Annotated in this window: 29 protein-coding genes; 8 read left to right on the top strand and 21 right to left on the bottom strand. The window is 70.6% G+C overall.

From position 1 onward, the window contains the following. The first annotated feature begins 73 nt into the window (after nucleotides 1-73). A complete protein-coding gene (locus ACYQPG_RS04870) occupies nucleotides 74-265 on the top strand; it encodes a DUF3606 domain-containing protein (protein WP_147908662.1) in 192 nt (63 codons plus the stop codon). Between the two features lie 203 nt (nucleotides 266-468). Beyond that, nucleotides 469-792 (top strand): hypothetical protein, encoded by a 324-nt coding sequence (locus tag ACYQPG_RS04865; protein ID WP_147940280.1) that lies wholly within the window; start codon nucleotides 469-471, stop codon nucleotides 790-792. A 50-nt stretch (nucleotides 793-842) separates the two neighbouring features. Here ACYQPG_RS04865 and ACYQPG_RS04860 read toward each other — a convergent pair whose 3' ends face one another. The 6 genes from ACYQPG_RS04860 to ACYQPG_RS04835 form a co-directional block, all read right to left on the bottom strand. Continuing rightward, nucleotides 843-1,127 carry a hypothetical protein gene (locus ACYQPG_RS04860; RefSeq protein ID WP_461230399.1) on the bottom strand — a complete coding sequence of 95 codons (285 nt, stop codon included), beginning with the start codon at nucleotides 1,125-1,127 and terminating at the stop codon, nucleotides 843-845. Between the two features lie 30 nt (nucleotides 1,128-1,157). Further along, the gene (locus ACYQPG_RS04855) at nucleotides 1,158-1,319 is read right to left on the bottom strand and encodes a YqaE/Pmp3 family membrane protein (protein WP_147908665.1); all 162 of its coding nucleotides are present in this window, start codon (nucleotides 1,317-1,319) and stop codon (nucleotides 1,158-1,160) included. Nucleotides 1,320-1,395: 76 nt separating this feature from the next. After that, nucleotides 1,396-1,569 (bottom strand): hypothetical protein, encoded by a 174-nt coding sequence (locus tag ACYQPG_RS04850; protein ID WP_187193510.1) that lies wholly within the window; start codon nucleotides 1,567-1,569, stop codon nucleotides 1,396-1,398. Between the two features lie 193 nt (nucleotides 1,570-1,762). Next, on the bottom strand, nucleotides 1,763-2,050 hold the full coding sequence (locus tag ACYQPG_RS04845) for a hypothetical protein (RefSeq protein WP_461230398.1): 288 nt from the start codon (nucleotides 2,048-2,050) through the stop codon (nucleotides 1,763-1,765). Between the two features lie 139 nt (nucleotides 2,051-2,189). Then, on the bottom strand, nucleotides 2,190-2,474 hold the full coding sequence (locus tag ACYQPG_RS04840; protein ID WP_187193509.1) for a hypothetical protein: 285 nt from the start codon (nucleotides 2,472-2,474) through the stop codon (nucleotides 2,190-2,192). Nucleotides 2,475-2,658: 184 nt separating this feature from the next. Next, a complete protein-coding gene (locus ACYQPG_RS04835; protein ID WP_147908668.1) occupies nucleotides 2,659-2,919 on the bottom strand; it encodes a hypothetical protein in 261 nt (86 codons plus the stop codon). Nucleotides 2,920-3,438: 519 nt separating this feature from the next. Here ACYQPG_RS04835 and ACYQPG_RS04830 point away from each other — a divergent pair. After that, the gene (locus ACYQPG_RS04830; RefSeq protein ID WP_461230397.1) at nucleotides 3,439-5,901 is read left to right on the top strand and encodes a bifunctional diguanylate cyclase/phosphodiesterase; all 2,463 of its coding nucleotides are present in this window, start codon (nucleotides 3,439-3,441) and stop codon (nucleotides 5,899-5,901) included. Nucleotides 5,902-6,002: 101 nt separating this feature from the next. Here the strand turns inward: ACYQPG_RS04830 and ACYQPG_RS04825 are convergent, their stop codons facing one another. Beyond that, complete coding sequence (locus tag ACYQPG_RS04825) at nucleotides 6,003-6,287, bottom strand: hypothetical protein (RefSeq protein WP_461230396.1); 285 nt, start codon at nucleotides 6,285-6,287, stop codon at nucleotides 6,003-6,005. A 386-nt stretch (nucleotides 6,288-6,673) separates the two neighbouring features. Here ACYQPG_RS04825 and ACYQPG_RS04820 point away from each other — a divergent pair, with 386 nt between their 5' ends. After that, nucleotides 6,674-6,928, top strand: coding sequence for a hypothetical protein (locus ACYQPG_RS04820; RefSeq protein ID WP_147908671.1), 255 nt, complete (start codon nucleotides 6,674-6,676; stop codon nucleotides 6,926-6,928). Between the two features lie 62 nt (nucleotides 6,929-6,990). Here the strand turns inward: ACYQPG_RS04820 and ACYQPG_RS04815 are convergent, their stop codons facing one another. Both ACYQPG_RS04815 and ACYQPG_RS04810 read right to left on the bottom strand, forming a co-directional pair. Next, nucleotides 6,991-7,305, bottom strand: a complete 315-nt coding sequence (locus tag ACYQPG_RS04815) for a hypothetical protein (protein WP_461230395.1) — start codon at nucleotides 7,303-7,305, stop codon at nucleotides 6,991-6,993. 405 nt (nucleotides 7,306-7,710) lie between these two features. After that, a complete protein-coding gene (locus ACYQPG_RS04810) occupies nucleotides 7,711-7,995 on the bottom strand; it encodes a hypothetical protein (protein ID WP_147908674.1) in 285 nt (94 codons plus the stop codon). Between the two features lie 182 nt (nucleotides 7,996-8,177). Here ACYQPG_RS04810 and ACYQPG_RS04805 point away from each other — a divergent pair, with 182 nt between their 5' ends. Further along, nucleotides 8,178-9,473, top strand: coding sequence for a TAXI family TRAP transporter solute-binding subunit (locus ACYQPG_RS04805; protein WP_461230394.1), 1,296 nt, complete (start codon nucleotides 8,178-8,180; stop codon nucleotides 9,471-9,473). Between the two features lie 284 nt (nucleotides 9,474-9,757). Further along, entirely contained in the window at nucleotides 9,758-10,285 is a 528-nt protein-coding gene (locus tag ACYQPG_RS04800; protein WP_147908676.1) for a hypothetical protein, read from the top strand. Between the two features lie 119 nt (nucleotides 10,286-10,404). Here ACYQPG_RS04800 and ACYQPG_RS04795 read toward each other — a convergent pair whose 3' ends face one another. The 5 genes from ACYQPG_RS04795 to groES form a co-directional block, all read right to left on the bottom strand. After that, a complete protein-coding gene (locus ACYQPG_RS04795; RefSeq protein WP_147856340.1) occupies nucleotides 10,405-10,773 on the bottom strand; it encodes a hypothetical protein in 369 nt (122 codons plus the stop codon). Between the two features lie 123 nt (nucleotides 10,774-10,896). Beyond that, nucleotides 10,897-11,139 carry a DUF6522 family protein gene (locus tag ACYQPG_RS04790; RefSeq protein WP_147908677.1) on the bottom strand — a complete coding sequence of 81 codons (243 nt, stop codon included), beginning with the start codon at nucleotides 11,137-11,139 and terminating at the stop codon, nucleotides 10,897-10,899. 130 nt (nucleotides 11,140-11,269) lie between these two features. Next, nucleotides 11,270-11,635, bottom strand: a complete 366-nt coding sequence (locus ACYQPG_RS04785) for a hypothetical protein (RefSeq protein WP_461230393.1) — start codon at nucleotides 11,633-11,635, stop codon at nucleotides 11,270-11,272. A 182-nt stretch (nucleotides 11,636-11,817) separates the two neighbouring features. Next, entirely contained in the window at nucleotides 11,818-13,461 is a 1,644-nt protein-coding gene (gene groL / locus ACYQPG_RS04780) for a chaperonin GroEL (RefSeq protein WP_419828831.1), read from the bottom strand. 207 nt (nucleotides 13,462-13,668) lie between these two features. Further along, nucleotides 13,669-13,956: a co-chaperone GroES gene (gene groES, locus ACYQPG_RS04775; RefSeq protein WP_007565402.1), complete on the bottom strand. Its 288-nt coding sequence runs from the start codon at nucleotides 13,954-13,956 to the stop codon at nucleotides 13,669-13,671. Between the two features lie 569 nt (nucleotides 13,957-14,525). On the opposite strand from groES, the gene ACYQPG_RS04770 reads away from it, so the two are divergent. Both ACYQPG_RS04770 and ACYQPG_RS04765 read left to right on the top strand, forming a co-directional pair. Beyond that, nucleotides 14,526-14,735, top strand: a complete 210-nt coding sequence (locus ACYQPG_RS04770; protein ID WP_147856337.1) for a cold-shock protein — start codon at nucleotides 14,526-14,528, stop codon at nucleotides 14,733-14,735. Between the two features lie 180 nt (nucleotides 14,736-14,915). Continuing rightward, complete coding sequence (locus ACYQPG_RS04765) at nucleotides 14,916-15,278, top strand: DUF6481 family protein (RefSeq protein ID WP_187193508.1); 363 nt, start codon at nucleotides 14,916-14,918, stop codon at nucleotides 15,276-15,278. A 153-nt stretch (nucleotides 15,279-15,431) separates the two neighbouring features. On the opposite strand, the gene ACYQPG_RS04760 is transcribed toward ACYQPG_RS04765, so the two are convergent. The 7 genes from ACYQPG_RS04760 to ACYQPG_RS04730 form a co-directional block, all read right to left on the bottom strand. Next, the gene (locus tag ACYQPG_RS04760; protein WP_461230392.1) at nucleotides 15,432-16,778 is read right to left on the bottom strand and encodes an LLM class flavin-dependent oxidoreductase; all 1,347 of its coding nucleotides are present in this window, start codon (nucleotides 16,776-16,778) and stop codon (nucleotides 15,432-15,434) included. Nucleotides 16,779-16,814: 36 nt separating this feature from the next. Next, a complete protein-coding gene (locus ACYQPG_RS04755; protein WP_419828829.1) occupies nucleotides 16,815-17,378 on the bottom strand; it encodes a cupin domain-containing protein in 564 nt (187 codons plus the stop codon). 34 nt (nucleotides 17,379-17,412) lie between these two features. Next, nucleotides 17,413-18,417 carry an ABC transporter substrate-binding protein gene (locus ACYQPG_RS04750; RefSeq protein WP_419828828.1) on the bottom strand — a complete coding sequence of 335 codons (1,005 nt, stop codon included), beginning with the start codon at nucleotides 18,415-18,417 and terminating at the stop codon, nucleotides 17,413-17,415. Next, nucleotides 18,417-19,514: an LLM class flavin-dependent oxidoreductase gene (locus tag ACYQPG_RS04745; RefSeq protein WP_461230391.1), complete on the bottom strand. Its 1,098-nt coding sequence runs from the start codon at nucleotides 19,512-19,514 to the stop codon at nucleotides 18,417-18,419. The genes ACYQPG_RS04750 and ACYQPG_RS04745 overlap by 1 nt, the downstream gene beginning before the upstream one ends. Before the next feature lie 19 nt (nucleotides 19,515-19,533). Continuing rightward, nucleotides 19,534-20,682: an acyl-CoA dehydrogenase family protein gene (locus ACYQPG_RS04740; protein ID WP_461232420.1), complete on the bottom strand. Its 1,149-nt coding sequence runs from the start codon at nucleotides 20,680-20,682 to the stop codon at nucleotides 19,534-19,536. 306 nt (nucleotides 20,683-20,988) lie between these two features. Then, nucleotides 20,989-22,995: a family 2A encapsulin nanocompartment cargo protein cysteine desulfurase gene (locus ACYQPG_RS04735; protein ID WP_461230390.1), complete on the bottom strand. Its 2,007-nt coding sequence runs from the start codon at nucleotides 22,993-22,995 to the stop codon at nucleotides 20,989-20,991. After that, nucleotides 22,982-24,373, bottom strand: coding sequence for a family 2B encapsulin nanocompartment shell protein (locus ACYQPG_RS04730; protein WP_147908565.1), 1,392 nt, complete (start codon nucleotides 24,371-24,373; stop codon nucleotides 22,982-22,984). Before ACYQPG_RS04730 ends, ACYQPG_RS04735 begins: the two co-directional genes overlap by 14 nt. Between the last annotated feature and the right edge of the window lie 102 nt (nucleotides 24,374-24,475).

Raw genomic sequence — 24,475 nt, 5'->3', positions numbered from 1 at the left:
GGGGCTCGTCCCGCCCCGTACCCAGCGTCTGAACCGTCCGGGCTCCCGGGCGGTTCTCCCGGCGGAGGTTGCCATGTCCGATGTGTCCCAAGAGCCGAAGCGCGTGAACGTCGAGGACCCGAGTTCGGCTGCGTACTGGGCGCGGCGCCTTCAGGTGCCCGTCGAGACTGTGACGGCCGCCGTGCGGGCGGTCGGCGACGATCCGGCCACCGTCGCGGCCCATCTCGGCCGGCCGTGGCCGTACGACGGCAGCGGTATCGTGTAGGACGTAAGGCCCGCCCTCGGCGACGACACGGATCGATGGAGCCTTGCGCGCAATTGCAACCACAGGGTGCAATTATTTGAGATCATCGACGCAAAAGTAGTATTCGGCGCCTTACGGTCAAGCTGATACGCAGTCTTTGCAGCTGTGTGCGCCGCAATAACTGGGACATGCTCTGGCAGGGATTCCGTGCAGAGCATGACTTTATGATCGATGAGTTCTCGGACGACCAAGCCGGCAGCCCGGAGCCGGGCTCCGAGATGGCGCAGGAAGCCAACGGGGTCGCGTTTCTACTCGCCAGCGCGGCCTACCTGGCCCTGGCGGATGCCTACCTGCGCCGGGAGGGCCCGCAAGCCCTGACGGTCATGGAGGAGATCGAGGACCGGATCGAGGAGGCGCTCCAGAGCTTCGTCACGGAAACGTCCTACGACGAGGCGCGCCCCGACATCCTCGCCCACGCCACCGCGAAGATCCGTGCCTTGCTCGAGGCCGGGCGCTCGATGTCGCCGGGTCCGGGCTCGCTCCAGTAAGGCGCAGGCCCAGGGACCCGTCGGCGTCGCGGAGCGAGGGACGCGGCTCCCTACGGACGGGCCGCGGGCGCCTGCGGCGACGCCGTCGGATCGCTCGGAGACTGCGGGTTCGAAGACTGCGGGTTCGAAGACTGCGGGTTGGGAGTCTGGGGCGGCGGCGGGGTCTGCTGCTGCGGAGCCGGGCCCGGCGCGGTCTGGTCGGTCTGCAGCGTCTGGTTGGCCTTGGTCTGGATCTGATCGGCGGTCTGCTGGCTGATGACCCCGTAGGACACCGCCGCCGCGAGCGCGACGGCGACCACGGCCCCGATGATCGTCTTGGTGAGCTTGGGCGGCATGCGGACCTCCTCGTCAGCGCCGGCGGCGTATCAGGCGGCTTCCCTGCGGGTGACCACCAGGGCCCAGATCGTCGCCGGGATCCAGCCGATGATCGTGATGTGGAGGATGATGCAGAGGATGCCCTGCAGAACCTTCCCGCGCAGGAACATGGCGAGCCATGGCGCGAGGAAGCAGATGATGATCATGATCATGGATTGAACGGCTCCTTGCAGCGGAGACATAGGCAGCCTGGCCGTTTCAGGTAGGGCCGATCCCGCCGCGGTTTTCCTACCACGCGTTCACGAGGTGCCCCCCGGCCAGCACGAGCACGGCGAGGGTCACGAGCGAGACGAGGACCTTCCGGACAGCGCCGGCCGCGCGAAAGGAACGGCGTCGGCCATCCGGCGTCTTGAGGACCCGGATCTTCGGATCCGAGAGATGCTGCGTCAGGCTCTCGGGCAAAGCCCGCTTCGATACGCCAGACCTGGACCGACCCTTGCGCATGCGCACCCCTGCTCAAAACCGCTCCCCCTTCGTCACCGCTCCCGCGCGGCCGGCCCATCGCGCCGGACAGCGGAATTGGAACGGTGCGCTCCCATTCGAATGCGGCCCGTCGTCCCGCCGAACGCCGGAGACCGGCCTTCGGGACGATGCCCTATCCGACGGTCACGGCACCATCGATCGGGTTCACCGCGACGACGCGCAGCCCGCGGATCTCGGGGTCCCGCTGCTCCCATGCGGACAGGGCCGCGTTGGCGGCCTCGACCAGCGCTCCGGGCGAACCGGTCCCGACCTCGGGGCGGATCGCCTCGACGAGCCGTGCCAGGATCGTCTGCTCTTCGAGCGGGTGGGCCGGCATCGTCGCCTGCCGGCAGAACGCGGCGTAGACGTTCTCGGCAATCCTCCGGGCGACGCGGTCGGCGTCCGGTGTGTCGTCAGCCATCTGTCCGTCTCCCGATCGCCTGCAGCGTGCGGACCTCCGAAGCGGAGACCGGCTGGGCGCCAGCGCGCGTGACATCAAAGCCCGAGCGGCGAACTGGGTTGCACTGCGATCGGCACCGCGCCCGCCGCGCGGCAGCCGCTCAGTCGTCGTCGGTATCGGCCGGCGAGCCAGGCGGCAGGGGGCCGTCATCGATGACGCCGCGGTCGCCGTAATTGTCGGGCACGCCGTCGAAGCCGACGACGCCGTCGGGATTGTCCGGCGTCACGTTCGGGTCGACCGGCCGGATGCCGTCGCGGTCGAGGCGCCTGTCGAGCCGGTCCATCCGCCTGAGGTCGCGCTGGACCGGGACGTCCTGCATGCTCTGCGCCAGCGCCTCCGGTGCTGCCGTGAGGGCCATGACGGCACCGAGAGCCAGAAGCCTCATGTCGGATCGCCCTTCGCGTTCAAGTCCACGCCCGCGGATGGTTGCCGGCAGCGTCGGCATATTCGTGCGTACAGTGGCGGTGATTGCTCGGGGGATCAACGACAAGTGGCGGGCTGTCCCGCCTCCTGTTCGGCTTGCGGCCGCCCGGGCGAGTCGCGCGTGGGCCCGCCCGATGCCGCGACCGTCAATCGACCCCGCATCCTTCCGCACGCTCCCGCCTGCGGCGTTCCGCGTTCTGCTGCGCCTGCTCCTGCCAGCTGTCCTCGGGCGGGATCACGGCGACCCTGTCGGACTCGACGGCCAGGGCGTCCAGGTCCCGCATCCCGGTGGGCAGAGAGCCGGTCGTCTGCGGGTCGTCGCAGCCCGGCCCGGACCGGTCGCCCCGGGCGAGGGCCGGGCCCGCGCATACGATCATCAAGGCCAGGAACGCGAAGCGGTTTTTCATGCGGGATGCCAAAGGAAGCCGTCGAACGATCCGTCGGCGGCGGGCGGAGAGCCGGGCCGGCGTCGGATCGTGGATACAGAAGAGGGGTATGGGGAAACGCTTAACGAAAAAGAGCCCGCCGCGGCTTGTGCCGAGCGGGCCCGAAGGGGTCGTCTTGGGAGGAGCCGTCACCTACCGCGCGTCCGACGGCCGGGCCACCGGTCATGAGGCATGGCCGACGCGCGCTGGCGGCATGTAACCGCCACGCTGGCAGGCTTGAGAACCGTCCCCAAGAGCAATCTTCGGGGCCTTTCGCGCTTATCGACGGCGATTCTCCGTGCCGGATGGGTGGGCCGGGCGCGAAGATCCGGCAGGCCCGCATCGGAGTTCGAGCCGGGACTGTCTGGTCATGCCGCGCAAGAGACGACGCGATGACCCGGAACAACCCTCCCGAGGGGTGAATTCTTATCCCGAAATGCAACTTCTGATTAGTATTGGCCGCGCTATCGTGCGCCCGTATTGCCGCGTGGCGAGGCTCCCATGTACCGCGCTTTGGCCTGCCTGACCGACGAGCACACCCCTTGGGTGGTTCCCCTGGCAGCCTGTGTCTGCTGGATCTCGTGCTACGTCGCCCTGCTGCTCGAGCAGCGCGTGCGCAAGGGTGGCGCCTGGGCGCCGAGCTGGCTTCTGGCCGCCAGCTTCTCGGCCGGCGCCGGCATCTGGAGCACCCACTTCATCGGGATGCTCGGCTACGATCCCGGTGTCGTCGTCGGCTACGAGGTCGCCACCACGCTGCTGTCCCTGATCGTCGCCATCGCGGCCGCCCTCGTCGCCTTCACGCTCCTGCGCGCCGCGCATCAGGGCTCGCCCTGGGCGGGGGCCGTCGCCGGCGTGGTCCTGGGCGGCGGCATCGCCTGCATGCACTTCCTGGGCATCGCCGGCGTGGTGCTGCCCGGACATTTCGATTGGGATCGGACCCTGGCCGTCGTGGCGGCGACGATCGGCTGCGGCCTCTCAGGCGCTGCCCTGATGGTCCACGGACGCGGCGGCGACGCCAGGACCCGGGTGGCCGCCGCCACGATCCTGACGGCGGCCATCGCCGGGCTGCACTTCCTGGCCATGGCGGCGGCGCGCGTGGTCCCGGACCCGGCGCAGGAGACCCTGGATCTCGGCCTCGCCCGCGGCGCGGTGGCGGGCGGCATCGCGGTGATGATGGCGGTGATCCTGGCCTTCGCGGCGCTGGCGCTGATGCTGGACCACCTGCGCACCATCAACGCGGCGTTGGCCCGCCAGGGCCTCGCCCTGCGCGAGAAGACCCTGCTGCTCGACATGACCCTGGACAGCATGGACCAGGGGCTGATCCGGGTGGACGGCCGCGGCACGGTTCAGGTGTGCAACGAGCGGGCCCTGGCGCTCCTGGACCTGCCGCGCGCGATGATGCTGGGAGCCCCGAGCTACAAGGCCGTCCTGCGCCATCAGCTGCGCCACCGCGAGCACAACCGCACCGATCGGTCGTACCGGGACTGGATCGAGCGCGGCGGCCCGGAGCAGGCGCATGTCCACGAGCGCGTGCGCCCGAACGGCCTGGTGCTGGAGATCCGGACCGTGCCGCTGCCGGACGGTGGCTTCGTGCGGACCTTTACGGACATAACCCAGCGCAAGGCCGCGGAGGCCGAGGTGGCGCGGCTGGCGCGCCACGACATCCTGACGGGCCTGCCGAACCGCGGCCTGTTCCGGGAGCATCTCGACGGGTGCCTCGCAGAGATCGCCGTCCGGGGCGGCACCGCTTCGGTCCTGTACCTCGACCTCGACGGCTTCAAGGGCGTGAACGACACGCTCGGCCACCAGGCCGGCGACGACCTGCTGCGCAGCGTGGCGGACCGGTTGCGGTCGTCGGTGGGGGATGGCGTCGTGGCCCGCCTGGGCGGCGACGAGTTCGCCGTCCTGCTCACCGGCGGTCCCGAGGAGGCCGTCGCGGTCGCCGAGCGCCTGACCGGCCTGTTCGCGGCACCGCTCCAGGTGGGCGGGCAGCGGATCGGCGTCGGCCTGAGCGTCGGCATCGCCCTGGCGCCGGAGCACGGGGTGAGCGCGGAATGCCTGTACCGGCGGGCCGACCTCGCACTCTATCGGGCCAAGGCGGAGGGCCGGGGCACCTTCAGGGTGTTCGGGGCCGACATGGACGAGGAGGCGGAGGAGCGCCGGGTGCTGGAGAGCGACCTGAGGCAGGCGCTAGCGGACGACGCGCTGAGCCTGCACTACCAGCCCCAGGTGGACGGCGCCTCCGGCGCGCTGGTGGGTTTCGAGGCGCTGGTGCGCTGGACCCATCCCGTGCGCGGCCAGATTCCGCCCGGCGTGTTCGTCCCCCTGGCCGAAGAGACCGGGCTGATCATCGCGCTCGGCGACTGGGTGCTGCGCGAGGCGTGCCGCGAGGCCGCGACCTGGGCGCCGTCGCTCAAGGTCGCGGTGAACCTGTCGCCGCGGCAGTTCCAGAAGCCGGACCTGCCCGAGACGGTGCTGGCCGTGCTGGCCCAGACCGGCCTGTCGCCGGACCGGCTGGAATTGGAGGTCACCGAGAGCGTCATCATCAACGACATGGCCCGGGCGATCAACATCCTGCGGCGCCTGAAGAGCTTCGGCGTCCGGATCAGCATGGACGATTTCGGCACCGGCTACGCGTCGCTGGCGACCCTGCAGGCCTTCCCGTTCGATAAGATGAAGATCGACCGCTCGTTCGTGGCGCAGCTCGGCGTCGATCCGCAGGCGGCCGTGATCGTGCGGGCCGTGCTGAGCCTGGGCCGGAGCCTCCGGATGGGGGTCGTCGCCGAGGGCGTCGAGACGCCCGCGCAGAGGCGGTTCCTGGCCGACGAGGCGTGTGGGGAGATGCAGGGCTACCTGTTCGGGAAGCCGCGCCCGATCGGCGACTACGCGGACCGGCTCAGCCATCCCGACCAGACCGACGCGGCGCTGCCGCGCCTGGTCCAGCTCATCAGGGCATCGGCCTGAACCGCGGAAGCCGCGGGCCCGGGGATCCGGGTCCCGCGCAGGCTCCAGGGGCCGTGCCGGGCGCCAAACGAACACATCTCGGGGCGTCGGGGCCGGCCGGCTCAGCCGTGGGGCGTGCGCCGCCGGGCCGAGGACCGCGCCTCCACCTGCCGGGACGCGGTCGCCGCACGCATCCGCGCGGCCCGTGCACGCTCGAGGTCGGCGACGCCGACCGGCCGCGGCGGGCCCTCGCGGGTGAACGGCATCCGGCTGCGGATGTCGCCGTAATAGTCCGAGCCGCTCATGCCGAAGCCGCCAGCCGCCACCGGACCGTCCAGGAGCGGTTCCCCGGCCGAGGCGGCCGTGGCGCAGCAGACGAGGAGGGCGGCGGCGAAGATCGTGCGCATGCGGGAATCCTGGCAGCGGAGGTGCGGCCGTTTTGCGGCCACGGACGCAGCGTCGGCGCAAGCGCCGGGGTTCTGGCCGCTCGGCCCCGCCCCGATCTGCTCACGGGGCGGGGGAGCGTCCGATCTCACCAGCGGTCGAGCCCATACGCAACGCGGCTCGCGACTGGGTATGCCGGAGCGCGGTTAGCGGATCCTGCGGGCCGGTCGGCCGAGCGTTCCCACCGCGGGACTCGTCCGCTCGCGGGTGCCCGCGGACGCGGCCGCGAAGGGTGCGGAAACCCGCACGCGTCGCGGCTCGTTGCCGATCGGACAGGACGGACGCGGCCCTCGCGTCGGTGTATCGATCACGCGCTGGAAGACCGCTCGGCAGGATGTGGGGTTGCCCGATGAGACGCGCGACGGTGATGGGGCTCGTGATCGCGCTCGCCGGCTTCGCCTCGGACCCCGCCGCCGCCCAGCATCGCGGGGCCGACCGGCCGCATCGGCGCGGCACGATCGAGCGGCTGCGCTTCGGCGTCCCCCCGCCGCCGGCGACGACGCTGCGCCCGGCCGACGACGGCATCATCCATTGGAACACCCCCAACAAGGACGGCAATCTCGGCGGTCCCGGAACGGGTGGCGGCGGCGGTGGCGGCGGTTGAGGCATCGCCTCGGAAGATGGCCGCCGGCTTTCTGAACACGACGATGCGCGAACGCGGATCGTTCAGCCGCCGCCGTTGTCGCCGCTCCCGCCCCCGCCGGTCTGGGGAACACCGCGCTCGGGCTGGCTGGCGTTGCCGCCCGCGGCCGTGTCGGTCGTGATCGTCGCCGCGCCCGTGCCGGTGGGCGCGATGACGGCCGTCGTGCCGGGGCCGCCGTTCTTGGCGCCGTCCGGGACGACGACCGTTCCCGGCGGCGTGCCGGGGGCCACCTGCCGGGGCGGTCCAGGCTGCTTGATCGGCGCCGGACCGGTATGGGTCTGGGCAAGGGCCGGCGCGGCTGCAATGAGGGCAAGAACAGTAAAGACGGCCTGACGCATCATGGGCTCCTCGACATCCTGGTTGCAGGGTGCGCGTTGCACACGGTCTTCGAGCCAAAACGTACCGCGGGAGCCGGAGTTTCCTTCCGGCAGCCCACGGGATCGAACCGGGCGCTCCAGGACGGCAGGGGCGTCGGAGGGATGCCGGAGCCGAAGCGCCGGTCGAGAAGCCCGCCGCGACGGGGCCGGAGGCTGAAGCGTCATTCCGAAAGATGGCCGCCGGCTTTCGGAAGACACGCGGAAGGAACGATGCGGATCACGGAGCGCGTGCATCGCTCCGGTGCCGGTATCCGGCATGACGCGCCAGCCTGCTCGCCGGCGACGTGTAGGCCGGTTCGGCGCAAGCGAGCGCGTTATTTCGAGGCCTGAGCGATGACCCCGATCGCACCGTGATCGGGACCAGATCTAGCGTCCGCTCGGGGCGGCGTAGCTGCCGGTCGTGCCGTTGCCGCCGCTGCTGCCGGCCGGCGCGCCCCGCGTGGTGTTCCGCACGAAGCTCGCACCCGGATATTTCCGCTGCGTCCGCGCCATGCTGCCCCGGCGCATGTGGTGGCGCCGCATCCGGACCTGGGTGAGCAGGGCGGACGGCGTGGCCAATCCGGCGCCGGGACCGGCAGGGACGGCCGCCGCAGGCAGGCACAGGATGACGAGGCCGACACCGGCCAGCGCTGCGAGAGAGGGGATGCGCATCGGGATTCCTCCTGCCGCGGCACGAACGGATCGCCCCGGCGGATGGAGAAGTCCGTGAGCCGCCCTCCGGTTCACGGACCCATGCGACGCGGAAGGGTCGCCGTCGGACGGCGAGCGGTCGGCCCGGACCCTGAGCCGCCCTCTCACGTTATGCTGTCGGCTCGGCAGGCAGCGCGGCACGGATGATCGGGCGGTCCAAGACGACACTCATCGCCCTGAGCGTCATCGCGTGCGCCGCGATCGTTGCCGTGCTGGTCCACCTGCTGCTCGGCCTGCTCGCCCTCGACATCGCGGTCGCGAAGACCAGCACGGAGGATCGAGAGGCGGCCCAGGCGCTGACTCAGCTCTTCGAGACCCGGCATCCGCGGGTCCGCATCCGGACGATCTTCGAGCCGGACCGCCTCGGGGCAGCGGAGGCCCTGGACCGGGGCAAGACCCAGCTCGCCCTGGTGCGCAGCGATGCCGCCCCGAAGGACGGACAGACCCTGGTCATCCTGCGCCGAGACGCCGTGGTGTTCGTCGCGCCCGGCGGCAGCGCCGTCGACAGCGTGGCCAAGCTGCGCGGCAGCACGGTCGGGCTCCTCGACGGGCGAAAGCTCGATCCGCGGCTGCTCGACCTGATCCTGACCCATTTCGGCGTGCCGCTGGGCAGCGTGCATCGCAGGATCCTGAGCCTGGACCAGCTGGCCGAGGCCGCCCGCACCCGGCAGATCGGTTCGATGTTCGTCGTGGCCCCGGTCGGCAGCGCGCTGTGGCTGCCGCTGTTCACGGCGCTGCGCAAAGGCTCCGGGGCGGTGAAGCTGTTCGAGGTCGACGAGGCGGCGGCGATCGCCAAGGAGCATTCCGTACTCGACACGATCGACGTGCCGAAGGGCGCCTTCCTGGGCTCCCTGCCGGCGCCGGGCGACGACATCACCACCCTGTCGGTCAGCCACCGGCTCGTCGCCAGGGGCGCGATGCCCGACTGGCTCGCCGGCGAGATCACCCGCGAGGTCCTGACCGGCAAGCCGCGGCTCGTGGCGCTCGACGACGACCTGGCCGGCATCGAGGCGCCCGACACCGACGACAAGGTCCAGGCGCTCCCCATCCATCCGGGTGCCGCTTCCTACCTGACCGGAAACCAGCCGAGCCTGGCGGATCAGGCCCAGAACGGGGCCTACTGGCTCGGGCTGATGATCAGCGCGGCGGCCTCGCTGAGCGCGGCGGGCATCGGCCTGTATCGCCGCTTCCGGCCGCGGCGGCCGCCGACCCGGGTCATGCGCCTCCTGGAGATCTGGCTGTCCGTGTCGGGCGCCGAGCCCGCCGAACTCGAACGGCTGGAGCGGGAGGCCGACGCGCTCGCCGCCGAGGCGATCCGGTCGGAGGCGCACGGGCGGACGGAGAGCGTCGAGATGCGCCTCGTCGCCCTGCTGGTCACGCATGTCCGCGAGGCCGTCCAGAGGCGCAGGCGCGCGGCGCGAGAGACGCCCCAGCCTTGAACGGCCCGGTTTCGACGCCGGCTCGGCCGCCGGTCCCGGGTTGGCGACGCGCGAACCCGATCGGCCCAAATCGGCACCGCCGCCACAACCGTGAAGCGCAGAAGGCAGTACTTCGACTGTGCTATGGAGCCGCGGCACTTGAGGTCATCCCAAAAGCCTATGCTGCACGAACAGGATTGTTGATCTCCGCGCTCGACAACGCGCGGTTCAGTCCCGTATGATGCTTGAACGTTGCCGGCACATTTTGCGCCGCCGGGCACGTTAGTCTCAGGAATTCCGCACACATGAAGCGCCGGAGCGCGCGGCCGTTCACGGTCGAAGTCAAGCATACCCGCACCTCCCGCGTCGCGCTGGTCGATACGACGACGCGGCACCGCGACAATCCCGACCAGTGGTGGGACATTCCGCCGGACACCGCCGACAAGCCGGCCGAGGCCGCATTCGCGCCCGCCGTTCCTGTCGAGCCGGTGCCGGCCGAGACCCCGGCCCGCCGGGTGCTGCCGAGCCTCGTGCCGATGTTCGCGACGGCGAGCGAGCCCGAGGCCGACGCGGCGGACGAAGCCCCATCGGTCGAGCGCCTGCCACGGGTGCGCCGTGCCAAGGCCGTTTCGAAGCCGGCTTCGAAGGTGCCGTCCAAGCGGGCGCAGACGCCGGTCGTCGCGGTGGCGCGCCCTGTTCTCGCCCCGCCGCCGGTCGCTGTCGTGAGCCAGCCGGCCGCGATGCCGACGCGCCCGATCCGGCTTTCCCGGCAGGGCGACACCCTCAAGGCCGGCGAGCGCTGGAAGCGACGGTTGCCGCGCAATCTCTGGTGATGGGATCCGGGGCCGCCCCGCGGTAACGCCGCGGAGCCCCGAAAGCCCCGCGGCGTCTCTCCCCCGGTTACGACCCTCTTGCAGACGGTATCGGGCGGCGCGCAGCCGTCCGGACGTCCTCAGATGCCGACGCTGGCTGCGCCGGCCTCCGCGGCCTGGCTGACGGTCGCACCGTTCCGGAGCGCCATCGCGATGGCGGTCGAGGCCGTGTCGACGGCCTCCGCACGGTCCTCGCCGTAATCGTACATGCTGTTGGCCTGCGACCCCAGCCGGGCGTGAAAATTATCGGGAAAGTTCTTGTCCATCCGCTGTTTCAGCAGGTTGGTCGCTGCATGATAATCACTTTCGAACCCGGATGACTGATAAGCCGGGGCCGCATCGTAGGTCCCGCCCTCCTTGTCGGCAGCAGCTTTGCGGTTCTTGTGGTCGATCGTCTGCGAGAACAGGAAGCCGATAACCTTGGCCATAAGCCATCTGAAGGCGTTCATGTCGGTCCTCGGCGAGAGCAGCGGCGGAATCTCTTCAGGTCTGTACCACGCATTGTCCCGGCGCCGCGGCTTTCTTGGCCGCGATGACCGTTTGCCCGGCCACGAACCGCTCCGGGCGGCCCGTCACCATCGCTCCTCGGCGATGAGCGCCCCGCTCCCATCGAAGATGCCCCGCCAGCCCTTGTCGAGCAGGCGAACCGTCACGCGGGTCTGATCCGCCTCCGCGCCCGAACCGGGCTTGATGCGGGCCTCGACCTGGCCGAGGCGTTCCTGCTGCTTGAGCACGGCCATGGTGACGCCCAGACGCGACGCGAGTTCGCGGGGATCGACGATCCAATCGCCTTTGTGACCGAGATCGAGCCGCACGGAGCGTATCCTTCATCCCCACGGAAAGCCGGACAGAGCCGGCTGCCAACGACGCCGCCGTCGGACTTTGGCGCAGCCGGAGCATCATCCCGAAGGGGGCGCCGGGTTTTCGGGACGACGACGGTGCGGCTCAGGAGGCGCGGGCCGTATTGCGGCGCTTGCGCGGTATCCTGTGATGGGGCCGGGCCGAGTGGCGCCGGACCTGGACCCGGGGCGGCGGCGCTGCCTGCGGCACGACCACCGGGACGCCGTCATGCTCCGCGATGACTTCGCGCGCACGCGCGACGCTCATGTCGCAGGCGCTGGTCATGCCCTGGAGAGCGCCGAGCGCGCGATTGTATTCGGGAAGGTTGCTGCAACCGGGAACGCCCCAGGCCCGGGCCGGGGCGGGCGCCGCGAGGAGGACAGTCGTCACCAGCGCCAGGATGACGACGCAGGGGGCGAGCGGCGGGCGGAGGGCCAGGACGATCCCGTCCCGATGGGTCTGCACGCGCATCGAAATCTCCCGACCGGCATCAGGGACAACCCGCATCGGCCCGCTTGGTGCGGTGTGGACGGGGTCGCCGTTGCGGACGGCGCCGGCCCGGATCGATGATCCGGGCCGGCTTACAGATGACGACCCGGCGCGGCCGCGAAAGGCGCCCGCGCCGGGTCGTCGTGTCGAGGTCTGGAGCCGGCTTAGAAGTCCATGCCGCCCATGCCGCCCATGCCGCCGCCGCCCGGCATGGCCGGGGCTTCCTTGCGCGGCAGCTCGGAGATCATCGCCTCGGTGGTGACCAGCAGGCCGGCCACGGAAGCCGCACCCTGGAGCGCCGCCCGGACGACCTTGGACGGATCGACGATGCCGGCCTGGAGCATGTCGACATACTCCTCGGTCTGGGCGTTGAAGCCGTAGGTCTCCGAGGCGTTGGCCAGGATCTTGCCGACGACGATCGAGCCTTCGACGCCCGAGTTCGAAGCGATCTGACGGATCGGGGCCTCGAGCGCCTTCAGCACGATCTTGATGCCGGCCTGGACGTCGGGGTTGTCGCTGGTGAGGCCCTGGGCGGCCTTCTTGGCGCGCAGCAGCGCGGTGCCGCCGCCCGGGACGATGCCTTCCTCGACAGCCGCGCGGGTGGCGTGGAGGGCGTCGTCGACGCGGTCCTTCTTCTCCTTGACCTCGACCTCGGTCGAACCGCCGACGCGGATCACCGCGACGCCGCCCGCGAGCTTGGCCAGGCGCTCCTGCAGCTTCTCGCGATCGTAGTCCGAGGTGGTCTCCTCGATCTGCGCCTTGATCTGCGAGATCCGGCCCTCGATGTCGGTCTTCTCGCCGGACCCGTCGATGATCGTGGTGGTCTCCTTCTCGATGCGCACCCGCTTGGCGCGGCCGAGCATGTCGAGCGTCACGTTCTCGAGCTTGATGCCGAGGTCCTCGGCGATCATCTGGCCCTTGGTCAGGATCGCGATGTCCTCGAGCATCGCCTTGCGGCGGTCACCGAAGCCCGGCGCCTTCACGGCCGCGACCTTCAGGCCACCGCGCAGCTTGTTCACCACCAGGGTGGCCAGCGCCTCGCCCTCGATGTCCTCGGCGATGATCAGCAGCGGCTTGCCGGTCTGCACCACGGCCTCGAGCACCGGCAGCATCGCCTGCAGCGACGACAGCTTCTTCTCGTGGATCAGGATGTAGGGATCCTCGAGCTCGGCGACCATCTTCTCCGCGTTCGTGATGAAGTACGGGGACAGGTAGCCGCGGTCGAACTGCATGCCCTCGACGACGTCGAGCTCGGTCTCGGCCGTCTTGGCCTCCTCGACCGTGATCACGCCCTCGTTGCCCACCTTCTGCATGGCGTGGGCGATCATCTCGCCGATCTCCTTGTCGCCGTTGGCGGAGATCGTGCCGACCTGGGCGATCTCCTCCGAGGAGGCGACCTTGCGGGAGCGCTCGCTGATGTCCTTCACGACCGCGGCGACCGCGAGGTCGATGCCGCGCTTCAGGTCCATCGGGTTCATGCCGGCGGCGACGTACTTCACGCCCTCGCGGACGATGGAGGCGGCCAGCACGGTGGCGGTGGTGGTGCCGTCACCCGCGATGTCGCTCGACTTCGAGGCCACTTCGCGCACCATCTGGGCGCCCATGTTCTCGAACTTGTCGGCGAGTTCGATCTCCTTGGCGACGGTGACGCCGTCCTTGGTGATGCGCGGGGCGCCGAAGCTCTTCTCGATCACGACGTTCCGGCCCTTCGGGCCGAGCGTCACCTTCACCGCGCTGGCGAGCAGCTCGACGCCGCGCAGCATCTTCTCGCGGGCGTCGACGGAAAAACGAACGTCTTTGGCTGACATGGACAATCTCGTCTGTTGTCGTTCGGCCCCGAGGCGCGCCGGAGCGGGCGCCTCGAAGGGCTTGGGCAGCATCTGCGGGAGCGGACGCCCTCAGAGCGCCGGCTGCCGAAACGGGTACCGGTTCGGCGTTCGCGGGCGCGTCGAATCAAGGACTGAGTGCCGTACCCGATTGCAGTGCGATCAGGGACGGCGCGATCCGGTACGACGCTAGGCGACGACGCCCATGATGTCGGATTCCTTCATGATCAGAAGGTCCTGGCCGTCGATCTTGACCTCGGTGCCGGACCACTTGCCGAACAGCACGCGATCACCGGGCTTCACTTCCAGGGGATTGATCTTGCCGGCCTCGTCCCGGGCACCGGGTCCGACGGCGACGACCTCGCCCTCCTGGGGCTTCTCCTTGACGGTGTCGGGGATGATGATCCCGCCCTTGGTCTTCTCCTCGCCCTCGATGCGGCGTAGCACCACGCGGTCGTGCAGCGGGCGAAACTTCATGTGTGGCATCCTGGTCGTCCCGCCTGCGGGTCTCGCGTCGGCATGACGGAGCCCGGACGGGAAAGGCGGCGGCGGACCGAATCATCCGCGCCGGGTGTGGATCTCTTAGCACTCAATCGGCGAGAGTGCTAACGCGCTTCGAAGCCGCCGGGCTCGATCGCGGCCCTCCGAAGCGGCTGAGCCTGCACGGGCGGCCTGGAATATTGAAAGTCGCACACCAAAACAACATCGCAAGAAGCCGCGATTTCGCCGGCACGCCAGACGGTTTTTCTCCGCGGCCTATTTCGGGATTGTGATTATCCCGGCGATGCGCTAGAGATCACGGATCGATTTGAGGCCAGATATTCGGCCGTCTCGCCACAACAGGGCGAGCGCTCTGCATCTCTCCCATTTTCGACGACTCGCGGATGAGCGCATGCACGGCGTGCGCTCGACCCATTCGATCGTCCAGCGTTCGCTGCCCGTGCAGCGCATCAGCAGCAAACACTGGATCTTTGTTACCGTATGATGATTTTGGTCGGCCGGAATGCTGGTCGATCGCATCATGCTCTAAAGCAGTTGGAATATTTATGACCATCGGCACCGTTAAGTGGTTCAACGAGACCAAGGGCTTCGGCTTCATCCAGCCTGACGACGGCGGCAAGGACGTGTTCGTTCACATCTCGGCTGTCGAGCGCGCCGGCATGCGCAACCTGATCGAGGGCCAGAAGCTCTCCTTCGAGCTGGAAACCGACCGTCGCAGCGGCAAGCAGTCCGCCGGCAGCCTCCAGGCCGCCTGAACCGAGCGCCTCACCAGAGGACGCGTTTCGAAGCCGTTCCCTGTGTGGAGCGGCTTCTTCTGTTTCTGGACCGGCATCCGTGATGCCGTTTCGGGCTCTTGATCGGGCATCATCGGTCTCCGATACGCTTTCGGGATGATGCTCTCGCCACCGGCGCTGCGAAGCGCGCGAGGAGTATCCGTGGGTCAATTCAAAGAAACGCAGCTGTCCGATCGTCTCGAGGCCGGCGCGAAAGCCAAGGAAGAGCGGCTGGCCCAGTTCCGTGCACGGCCCGCGGCGGACGATCCGGCCGTCCTCGCCCGGCAAGCCGAGCGCCAGGCCGTCGTCGAGGCCCGCGAAGTGCGGGTGAGCGAGCGGGAGGCCGCCCGCGCCGCCGCCGAGGCGGTCCGCGCCGCCGAAGCCCTTGCCGAACAGGAGCGCGCAGCGGCCGAGATCGTCCGTCAGGCCGCCGAGAAGGTCGAGCGCCAGGCCGCCCTCGCCGCCGAGCAGAAGGCGACCCGCGATGCCCGCTTCGCCGCCCGCAAGGCCAAGGTGAAGCGGTAACGCATCGCTTCCTGCGAAAGCCGTCTGTCCAGGCTTTCCCCCGGAATCACCGTGTCATTCCGGGGCCGCGACGCGGAGCCCGGAATGACGGAGTGGCGCCTTGGGTAGGCGCGCAGATCTCGAACCGTTCGCAAACCGGCCCACCCTTCTCAGTCACGCGCTCCTCGTCTCGTCCGACGCGAAGAACCGGTTCGGCGGGCGCGGCAGGCCGAGATGGTCGCGCAGGGTCGTGCCGGCGTAGTCGCGCCGGAACAGGCCGCGCCGTTGCAGTTCCGGCACGAGCCGGTCGACCACGTCGTCGAGCCCCTCGGGCACGAACGGGAACATGACGTTGAAGCCGTCGCACCCGCGGCTCTCCAGCCATTCCTCCATCCGGTCCGCGACCTGCGCGGGCGTCCCGACGAACTGAAGCCCGGCATAGGCGCCGACCTTGCGGGCGAGGTCGCGCACGGTGGCGCCGGTCCGGCGGGCCTCATCGAGAATCTGGGCCTGGCTGGTCTTGCTGGCGTTGGTCGCGGGGATCTCGGGCAGGGGCGCGTCGAGATCGAACCCGGAGGCGTCGACCCCGAGCCGCACCGACAGGTTGGCGAGCCCGCTGTCGGGATGGACGAGGTCGTCGAGGCGCGCCCGCTTGGCCTGCGCCTCGGCCTCGGTCTCGCCCAGGACCACCAGGGCGCCGGGCAGGATCTTCAGGTGGTCGGGATCGCGCCCGAGCGCCGGCATCCGGCCCTTCACGTCGGCGTAGTAGGCCTGCGCGGCCTCCAGGGTCGGGCTCGCGCCGAACACCATCTCGGCGGTCTCGGCCGCGATCTGCCGTCCCGCCTCCGAGGCGCCGGCCTGAACGATCACCGGCCAGCCCTGGACCGGCCGGGCGACGTTGAGCGGGCCCTTCACCGTCAGGAACGCGCCCCGGTGGTCGAGGACGTGCAGCTTGTCGGCATCGAAGAACAGGCCGCTCTCCGGATCCATCCGGAAGGCGTCGTCGGCCCAGGAATCCCACAGGCCGGTGACCACGTCGTAGAACTCGCGCGCCCGGGCGTAGCGCACGGCATGGTCGAGATGCGCGTCGCGGCCGAAATTCAGCGCCTCGTCCGGGTTGCCCGAGGTGACGAGGTTCCAGCCCCCGCGGCCCTTGGAGATGTGGTCGAGCGAGGCGAACTTCCGGGCCACATGATAGGGCTCGTTGTAGGTGGTCGAGGCCGTGGCGATCAGGCCGATCCGCGACGTGAGGACGGCCAAGGCCGGCAGCAGCGTCAGCGGATCGAACGAGGTCACGGTGGCCGAGCGGCGCAGGGCCGCCATCGGCATGTTCATCACCGCCAGGTGGTCGGCCATGAAGAAGGCGTCGAACTTCGCCGCCTCCAGCCGCCGGGCGAAGTGCGCCAGATGCTCGAAGTTGAAGTTCGCGTCCGGGTAGCCGCCCGGATAGCGCCACCACGCCGTGTGGATCCCCACCGGGCGCATGAACGCGCCGAGATGCAGCTGGCGGCCTCGACTCATGTCTGCGCTGCACTCACGGCTGCGCTCCGCGGCGGCTCACGGGTGCTTGTGGATCGGATCGACCCAGTGGACGGATTCGGGCCGCTCCACCGGCTCGACATCCGGGATGTTGACCACCACGGCCTCGTTGTCCGAGCGCACCAGCACGCAGTGCAGGGGCTCGTCCGTGGAGGCGTTGATCTCCTGGTGCGGCACGAAAGGCGGCACGAAGATGAAGTCCCCCGGCCCGGCCTCGGCCACGTATTCGAGCCGCTCGCCCCAGCGCATCCGGGCGCGGCCGGAGACCACGTAGATCACGCTTTCCAGGGCGCCGTGATGGTGCACGCCGGTCTTGGCGTCGGGCTGGATCGCCACCGTGCCGGCCCAGATCTTCTGGGCGCCGACCCGGGCGGCGTTGACCGCCGCCTGCCGGAACATGCCGGGGGTCTGCGCCGTGTTGCTGTCGAGCTGGTCGCCCGGGATCACGCGCACGCCGTCATGCTTCCAGCGCGCCGCCCCCTCCCCTGCGGGATGATCGTGATCATGGTTGTGATTTTGGCCGTGATTTTGGCCGTCCTCGTGGGCATGGCTGTGGGTGTGGTCGTCGCCGGTGTCGTGCATCGTCAGGACCTCTGATCCGGGGAACAGCCCCTCATCATTGCACCGCGACCGGGACTTTCGACAGGCCTGGGGTGAGACCCTGGGATGGGGCTTGGGAAAACCCCGTGTCGAAGATCGCCGCCGCCCGTGGCGCGCGGGCCTTCGGGATCAGGCCGGCGCGGACGTAGAGCTCGATGGTGCGCTGCTCGTCGGCGATCACGTCGGCATCGATCGGCACGGTCCGGTAGCCGGCCCGGCTGAACCAGCGCAAAGGCACCGCCTCCGGCAGGCCGATCAGCTTCGACCACACCGCCGCGTAGGGCGCCGGGTCCTCGAGCGCCCAGGCCCGGGCCTTCGCGAGGCGCGCGGCGAAGTCGGCGAGCAGCGGCCGCTTGGCCGCCAGGGCGCTGTCGCGCGCCACCGTGAAGGTCAGGCCCGGGGTGATGCCGTTGCCATCCCGGACCACCCGGGCCAGGCCGGCGAGTTCGGCCGCCGAGGTGTAGGGCTCCCAGGTCGCCCAGGCATCCACGGACCCGGACGCGAGGGCGATCTTGGCGTCGGCCGGTGGCAGGAAGCTGAACACGACGCCGTCGAACGGCAGCCCCGCCTCCTCCAGGGCCGCCAGGACGACCTGGTGGCCGATCGAGCCGCGGTTGGTGGCGATGCGCTTGCCCTTGAGATCCGCCACGGTGCGGATCGGCGAATCCCGCGCCACCAGGATCGCCAGCCCGTCCTGCCGGTTGCGGAACGCCATGAACGCCTTCACGGGCGCCCCGGCGGCGGCCGCGAAGGTGAAGGGCGCGTCGCCGACGCCGCCGGCATCGATCGCCCCGGCGTTGAGCGCCTCCAGCAGGGGCGCGGCGGCCGGGAACTCGCTCCATTCCAGCCTGTAGGGCAGGCCGTCGAGCACGCCGGCCGCCTCCATCAGGGCGCGGGCGTTGCCGCGCTGGTCGCCCACCCGCAGCACGTCCTCCGCCCGGGCCGGCGTAACGACCAAGTGGGCCAGAAGCAGGAGGGCCAGAAGCAGGAGGGCGAGCCCCGAAGACAACGCGGCGCGCATCAGGCGGCCTCGGCGGCGCTGCCGCGGGCTGCCAGCGCCGCCTTGAACGCCGGCAGCAGGTCCCGGCCGTACTGGATCGCGTCCTCCAGGGGATCGAAGCCGCGGATCAGGAAGGTGCGGATTCCGAGGTCGTGATAAGCGAGCAGCGCCTCGGCGACCTGCTCGGGCGTGCCGACCAGGGCGGTGGAATTGCCCGCCGCCCCGGTCTCGGCCGCGATGGCGGTGAACAGCCGCGTGTCGAGGCGCGCACCAGCGGCCGCCGCCGCGAGCAGCCGGCGCGAGCCCTCGTTCTGCGGCGCGGCGGCGGGGCCGACTCCCCTGGCCGCCCGGGCGGCGCGGGTCCGGGCCAGGATGTCCTCCGCCCGGGCCCAGGCGCGCGCCTCGGTCTCGGCCAGGATCGGCCGGACCGACAGGCTGAAGCGCGGGTGGCGCCCGTGCGGCGCGGCGGCCTCCCGGACGCGCCCGATCAGGTCCCGGACCTGGGCCTGGGTCTCGCCCCACAGGGCGTAGGTGTCGGCGTGCCGGCCGGCCACCGCCAAGGCCGCCGGCGAGGCGCCGCCGAAATAGACCGGAATGGCGTCGACCGGCTTCACCTCGGAGAAGCCCCGCTCCACCCGGTAGAACGTACCCGCGTAGTCGAACGGCGCGGTGGCGGTCCAGCTCTGTCGGGCGATGTCCAGGAACTCGGCCGTGCGGGCGTAGCGCTCGTCCTTGGTGAGGTGGTCGCCGTCCTGGGCCAGCTCCCGGTCGTCGCCGCCGCTGATCACGTGGATCGCGACCCGGCCGCCGGTGAGCTGGTCGAGGGTCGCGAATTGCCGGGCCGCCACGGTCGGCGCCGTGAAGCCGGTCCGGTGGGCGATCATCAATCCCAGGCGCTCCGTCACGGCAGCGACGTGTCCGGCGAGCAGCAGGGCGTCCGGCGCCGTCGCATGGAACGCCATCAGCACCCGGTCGAACCCGCCCCATTCATGCGCCTGGGCCAGCAGCTTCAGGTAGTCCCGGTCGATCGCCGGACCTTGGGCCGGGTGGATCTCGGAGGTGTGGCGGGGGGCGACGAAGCCGATGAACTCGACGGCCTCCGGGGGCAGCAGACTCATGGAAGATCTCCGTGTCGGGTTATCGGACGTCGAGGGCGGCCTTGCCGGCGGCGACCCGTACCGCGTCGGCCTGGGGCCAGTGGATGCGCGCGCACAGGACGTCGCGCAGGTGCCGCTCCAGCGGGTTCGCCCGCGCCAGGGCGGCGTTGCCGCAGAACTCGACGGCGCGCTGGACCACGGCGATCGCGTTCTCGGTGACGGTGAGCTTCACGAAGCCGGCCTCGTGCGGCGGCGGCGGCCGGCCGGCATCGACCTCGGCCGCCAGCCCGGCGACGAGGCGGGCATTGATGGCAAGCAACTGTGCGTTCTCGCCGACCGCCTCCTGGACGCGCGGCACGCTGGCCAGCGGCGCCCTGAGACTGCCGGGCTTGCGCGCAAGCAGGTAGCCGACGAACCAATTCTGTGCGGCCCCGGCTACCCCGTCGTAGAGCGCCGCCAGGAGGCCGCAGCTCCAGGCCTGCTGGGCCGGGTCCGGCCGCTGCCAGCCCTCCGGCGGCCGCAGGTCGACCGCGTGATCGTCCGGGACCGGCACATCTTCGAAGAACACGTCGTGGCTCGCCGAAGACCGCAGGCCGAGATGGTCCCAGGTCTCCGCGACGCGAAGGCCCTTCGCTGCGAACGGCACCAGCACGTTGCCGATCCGCGGAACGTCTTCGTCGGTTCGGACGAAGACGACCCCGTAGGCGAGCCCCGGCGCGCCGGTAGCGTAGATCTTCCGCCCGGTGATCCGCCAAACCTTGCCATCGCGCCGGGCGATCGTCTCGGGCACCCCGCCCCGGGCCGGCGTGCCCAGTTCCGGCTCGACCCGCAGGGCGTTGATTAGCGCCCCGGTCTCGACGGCGGCCCTGCCGACCGCCTCGGCGACGGCGCGTGGCCAAGCCGAATCCGCCCGATGGATGATCCCGTGCTGCAGACAGTGCATCGCCAGCACCAGGGCGGTCGCCGGATCGCCGGCCGCGATGGTGCGGACCGATGCGGCGGCCCGCTCCAGTCCGGCGCCGCCGCCGCCCAGCCGCCGCGGCACGGTGAGCGCCAGCAGCCCGGCCGCGCGCAGCGCCGCGATGTTGTCATGCGGGAACGTGCCGGCGCGGTCATGCCCGGCCGCACGGTCCGCGAAGGTCTCGGCCAGGCTACGGACGATGTCGGGAAGCGGGACGGCGAGGGTCATGCAGGCGAGGGGGGCTGCGAAGCGGGCCGCCATCGTCCGCCCGGCACCGCGACGGGTCAACGAAAGGGTTTTTCGAATATTGCGCGGCGGCAGGACGGGTCTTCGCCTCGACCAGCCGATATCGAGAAAGAGCTTACCGCCGACGCGTGGATCGAAGGCGTTTCCTGGTTAAAGCCGCGCAGCCGCATCCCACGTCGGCTCATGCCGGTGGCAGGCCGTGCTGAATCCGACCCCACGCGCCGCCCCCCCAAAAAAAGGCCGGCCGGACCTGTCGGGGTCCGGCCGGCCTTCGGTCCGGGACAACACTCAGTGCCGCGGCAGGCTGTGCAGCGCCTTCAGGAACACGTCGACGTCCGACTTGGTGTTGTAGAAGGCCAGGGAGGCCCGCACCGACTGGTCGACCCCGAACCGGCGCAGGGCCGGGAGGGCGCAGTGATGGCCCGAGCGCACCGCGATGCCGTGCGCGTCGAGATGGTGGGCCACCGCCTCGTTCTCCTGCCCCTCGATCACGAAGGACATCACGCTCGCCTTCTCGCGGGCCGTGCCGATCAGGCGCAGGCCCTTCACTTCGGCGAGACCGCCCTGTGCGTAGTCCAGAAGGTCGTGCTCGTAGGCGGCGATCGCCGGCAGGCCGATCCGCTCCAGATAATCGAGCGCTGCCCCCAGGCCGACCGCGCCGGCGATGTCCGGCGTGCCCGCCTCGAACTTCTCCGGGGCGCCCTTGTAGACGGTCCGGGTGAAGGTGACGTCCTCGATCATGTGGCCGCCACCCTGCCAGGGCGGCATCGCGGCGAGCAGCTGCGTCTTGCCGTAGAGTGCGCCCACCCCCGTCGGCCCGAACACCTTGTGGCCGGAGAAGACCAGGAAGTCGGCGTCGAGGGCCTGCACGTCGAGCGGCATGTGCGGCGAGGATTGCGCCGCATCGACCAGCACCGGCACCCCGTAGGCGTGGGCCAGCGCGATGATCTCCCGCACCGGGTTCACGGTACCCAGCGCATTGGCGACATGGGTCACCGAGACGATCTTCGTCCGGCCCGAGAGCAGGGCCGCGTATTGCTCGAAGATGATTTCGCCCCGGTCGTTGACCGGGATCACCCGCAGCGTCGCACCGGTCGCCTGGGACAGGAGCTGCCACGGCACGATGTTGGCGTGGTGCTCGATCGTCGAGACGATGATCTCGTCGCCCGGGCCGATATTGGCCCGCCCGAAGGAGTTGGCGACGAGGTTGATCGCCTCCGTGGTGCCGCGCAGGAAGACGATGTCGTCCTTCGAGGGGGCGTTGAGGAAGCGGCGCACCGCCTCGCGGCCACCCTCGAACAGGTCCGTGGAGCGCGCCGCCAGGGTGTGGGCGGCCCGGTGGATGTTCGAGTTGTGCCGCCCGTAGAACTCCGAGGTCGCGTCGATCACGGCCTGCGGCTTGTGCGTGGTTGCGGCGTTGTCGAGCCAGACCAGCGGGTGGCCGTTGACGCTCTGGTGCAGGGCCGGGAAGTCCCGCCGGACATGCTCCACGTCGAACGGTGCCGCCACGGGGCTCGCCCCCTGCGCGGTGAGCCGCGGGGCGGGCCCCGGATAGCGGGCGGGCTCCACCCGCGGGCTCGCCGGCGCCTTGCGGGCTGGCCCCGGGCCGGCGTTCAGGAAGTAGTAGTCGGACAGCGGCGCCTCGGGCGCCCGGGACAGGTGCCCGGTTCGCGCGAAGCTCTCCTGGGCGACGTCGCCGCCCGGCCGCGCCGGGTCGGCCGGCACGAGTTGCGGCGCGATCGCGTGCGCGAAGGCCTTGGCCCGGGGATGATCCCCGGCGACCTGCCGGTACAGGTCGGGACCGCCCGGGAAGGCCGCCGGCGCGGTTGGGAAGGACGCCGGCGCGCTCGGGCCCCCGAAATCCGGCAGGATCGGACGCGGGCTCGCCGGATGGACCGGCGGGATCGCGGCGACGTCGAAGAAGGCCGGGCTCGCCGGCGCCAGGTTCGGCACGATCGGGCCGGTGAGACCGGGCACGCCGAGCGCGGGACCGCCGAACGACCGGGCCCCGAGGGCGGAAGCATCCGGCTGCAGGCCGGAGGGTTGCCCCCCGGCCGGAGCCGAGGGGATTCCCGTGGCCGCGCTCGGCACCGGGGCGGCGCCCGGTCCCTGAGGCAGGCCTTCGAGGGCCTGCGGGACCTGCGGTCCCGCGGGCAGCGTCGGGGCGAGGGGCCGGCTCGCGGCCTGCCCCTGCTGGTAGATCTCACGGGCGAGGCGCCCGATCAGATCGCTGTGGGCGAGCTCGGCCGGGCTCGCCTCCGGTCGACCGAAGGCCAGTCCCTCAGGCATAGTCATGGTAGTTGCCGAGGAGGACGTTATCGAGGCGGGCGATCGAGTCCTCGACCAGCACGGCGGCCGAGAAGTAGCGGGTCACCAGGTGCGAGGCGATCGAGTGATCGTTGGTGCCCATGTAGCGCACCGACAGTCCGGGCTCGATCTCGCCGGTCACGCCCGACTTCTGCAGGCCGACCACGCCCTGCTCGCCCTCGCCGACGCGCAGCAGCAGGATCGATGTGGTCTCGGCGCCGGTGACCGGATCGATGTCGATCGGCAGCTTGTCGCTCGGCACCAGCGGGACGCCGCGCCAGGTGATGAACGGGGCGCCGAACAGGTGGACGACGACCGGCGGCACGCCGCGGCGGGTGGCCTCCCGGCCGAAGGCCGCGATGGCGCGCGGATGCGCGACGAAGAAGGCCGGCTTCTTCCAGACCAGGGTCAGGAGTTCGTCGAGATCGTCCGGGGTGGGCGGGCCGCCGCGGGTGGGGATGCGCTGACGCGGGCCGACCTCGTTCAGGAGGCCGAACTGCGAGTTGTTGAGCAACTCCCACTCCTCGCGCTCCTTCACCGCGTCGACGGTGAGGCGGATCTGCTCGCGGAGTTGATCGATCTCGTTCGAGTAGAGGTCGGTGACGCGGGTATGGGTGTTGAGGATCGTCTGGATCGTCGACAGGTGATACTCGCGCGGATGCGATTCATAGTCGACGAAGGTGGTCGGCAGCCGCGGCTCGCCGGTCTGGACCGCCAGCAGCTCGATGCCCTGCTCGCCGTGCGAGCTGGTGTGGCCCTTCAGCCGCTCCTGCTCCTCCCGGTATTGCGCGATCTTGGCGCGGATCTCGTCGCTCTCGAGGGCGTCCGGATCCAGGGTCAGCAGGGTGACCGCCGAGAGCGCCTTGACGGCCGGTGCGGGCGCGCCGGCGCCGAGGAGGTCGCCGTCACCGAAATAATCGCCCCGGGTCGCCAGACCCTGGCGCAGGCGGCCCTTGTAGGGGCCCGAGAAGGTCAGCTCGACCGTGCCGTCCGCCACCACGGTCAGGGTGCGGGTGCCGGCGCCCTCCTCGTGGATGATCTTGCCGGCCTTGTGCTTGCTCTCGGTGAAGCGCTCGGCGATCTTCGCCAGCTCGGCATCACCCAGGCGGCTGAACAGCGGCACCGCCCGCAGCGAGGCGGAGCGGATCGTCCGGTCCTTGTTCTCGGTGACGAGGTCGACGCGGCCGGGCTGGGCCAGCACGACGGCGCGCCGGTTGACGCGGTAGACGCCGCCCGCGACATCCACGAAGGGCAGGAGCCGGAGGAGCCAGCGCGGCGTGTTGGCCGCGTTCTGGACCGACGTGACGGTGGCTGTCGCAAGATTGCGTGCCGCCGTGGCGCTCACGCTCAGACCCGGTCCACTCATCGTTCGTCCTCTTTCGTCTCGATTGCAGGCGCGCCGCATCGACCCACGGCTTGGCGAGCTACCGCGCAGGACGTGCAGGTCGGGCACAATGTTTTGTTGATT

The sequence above is a fragment of the Methylobacterium sp. CM6246 genome (assembly GCF_054818005.1).
The sequence above is the reverse complement of the archived record's forward strand: the minus strand, read 5'-3'. Positions and strand labels throughout refer to the sequence as shown.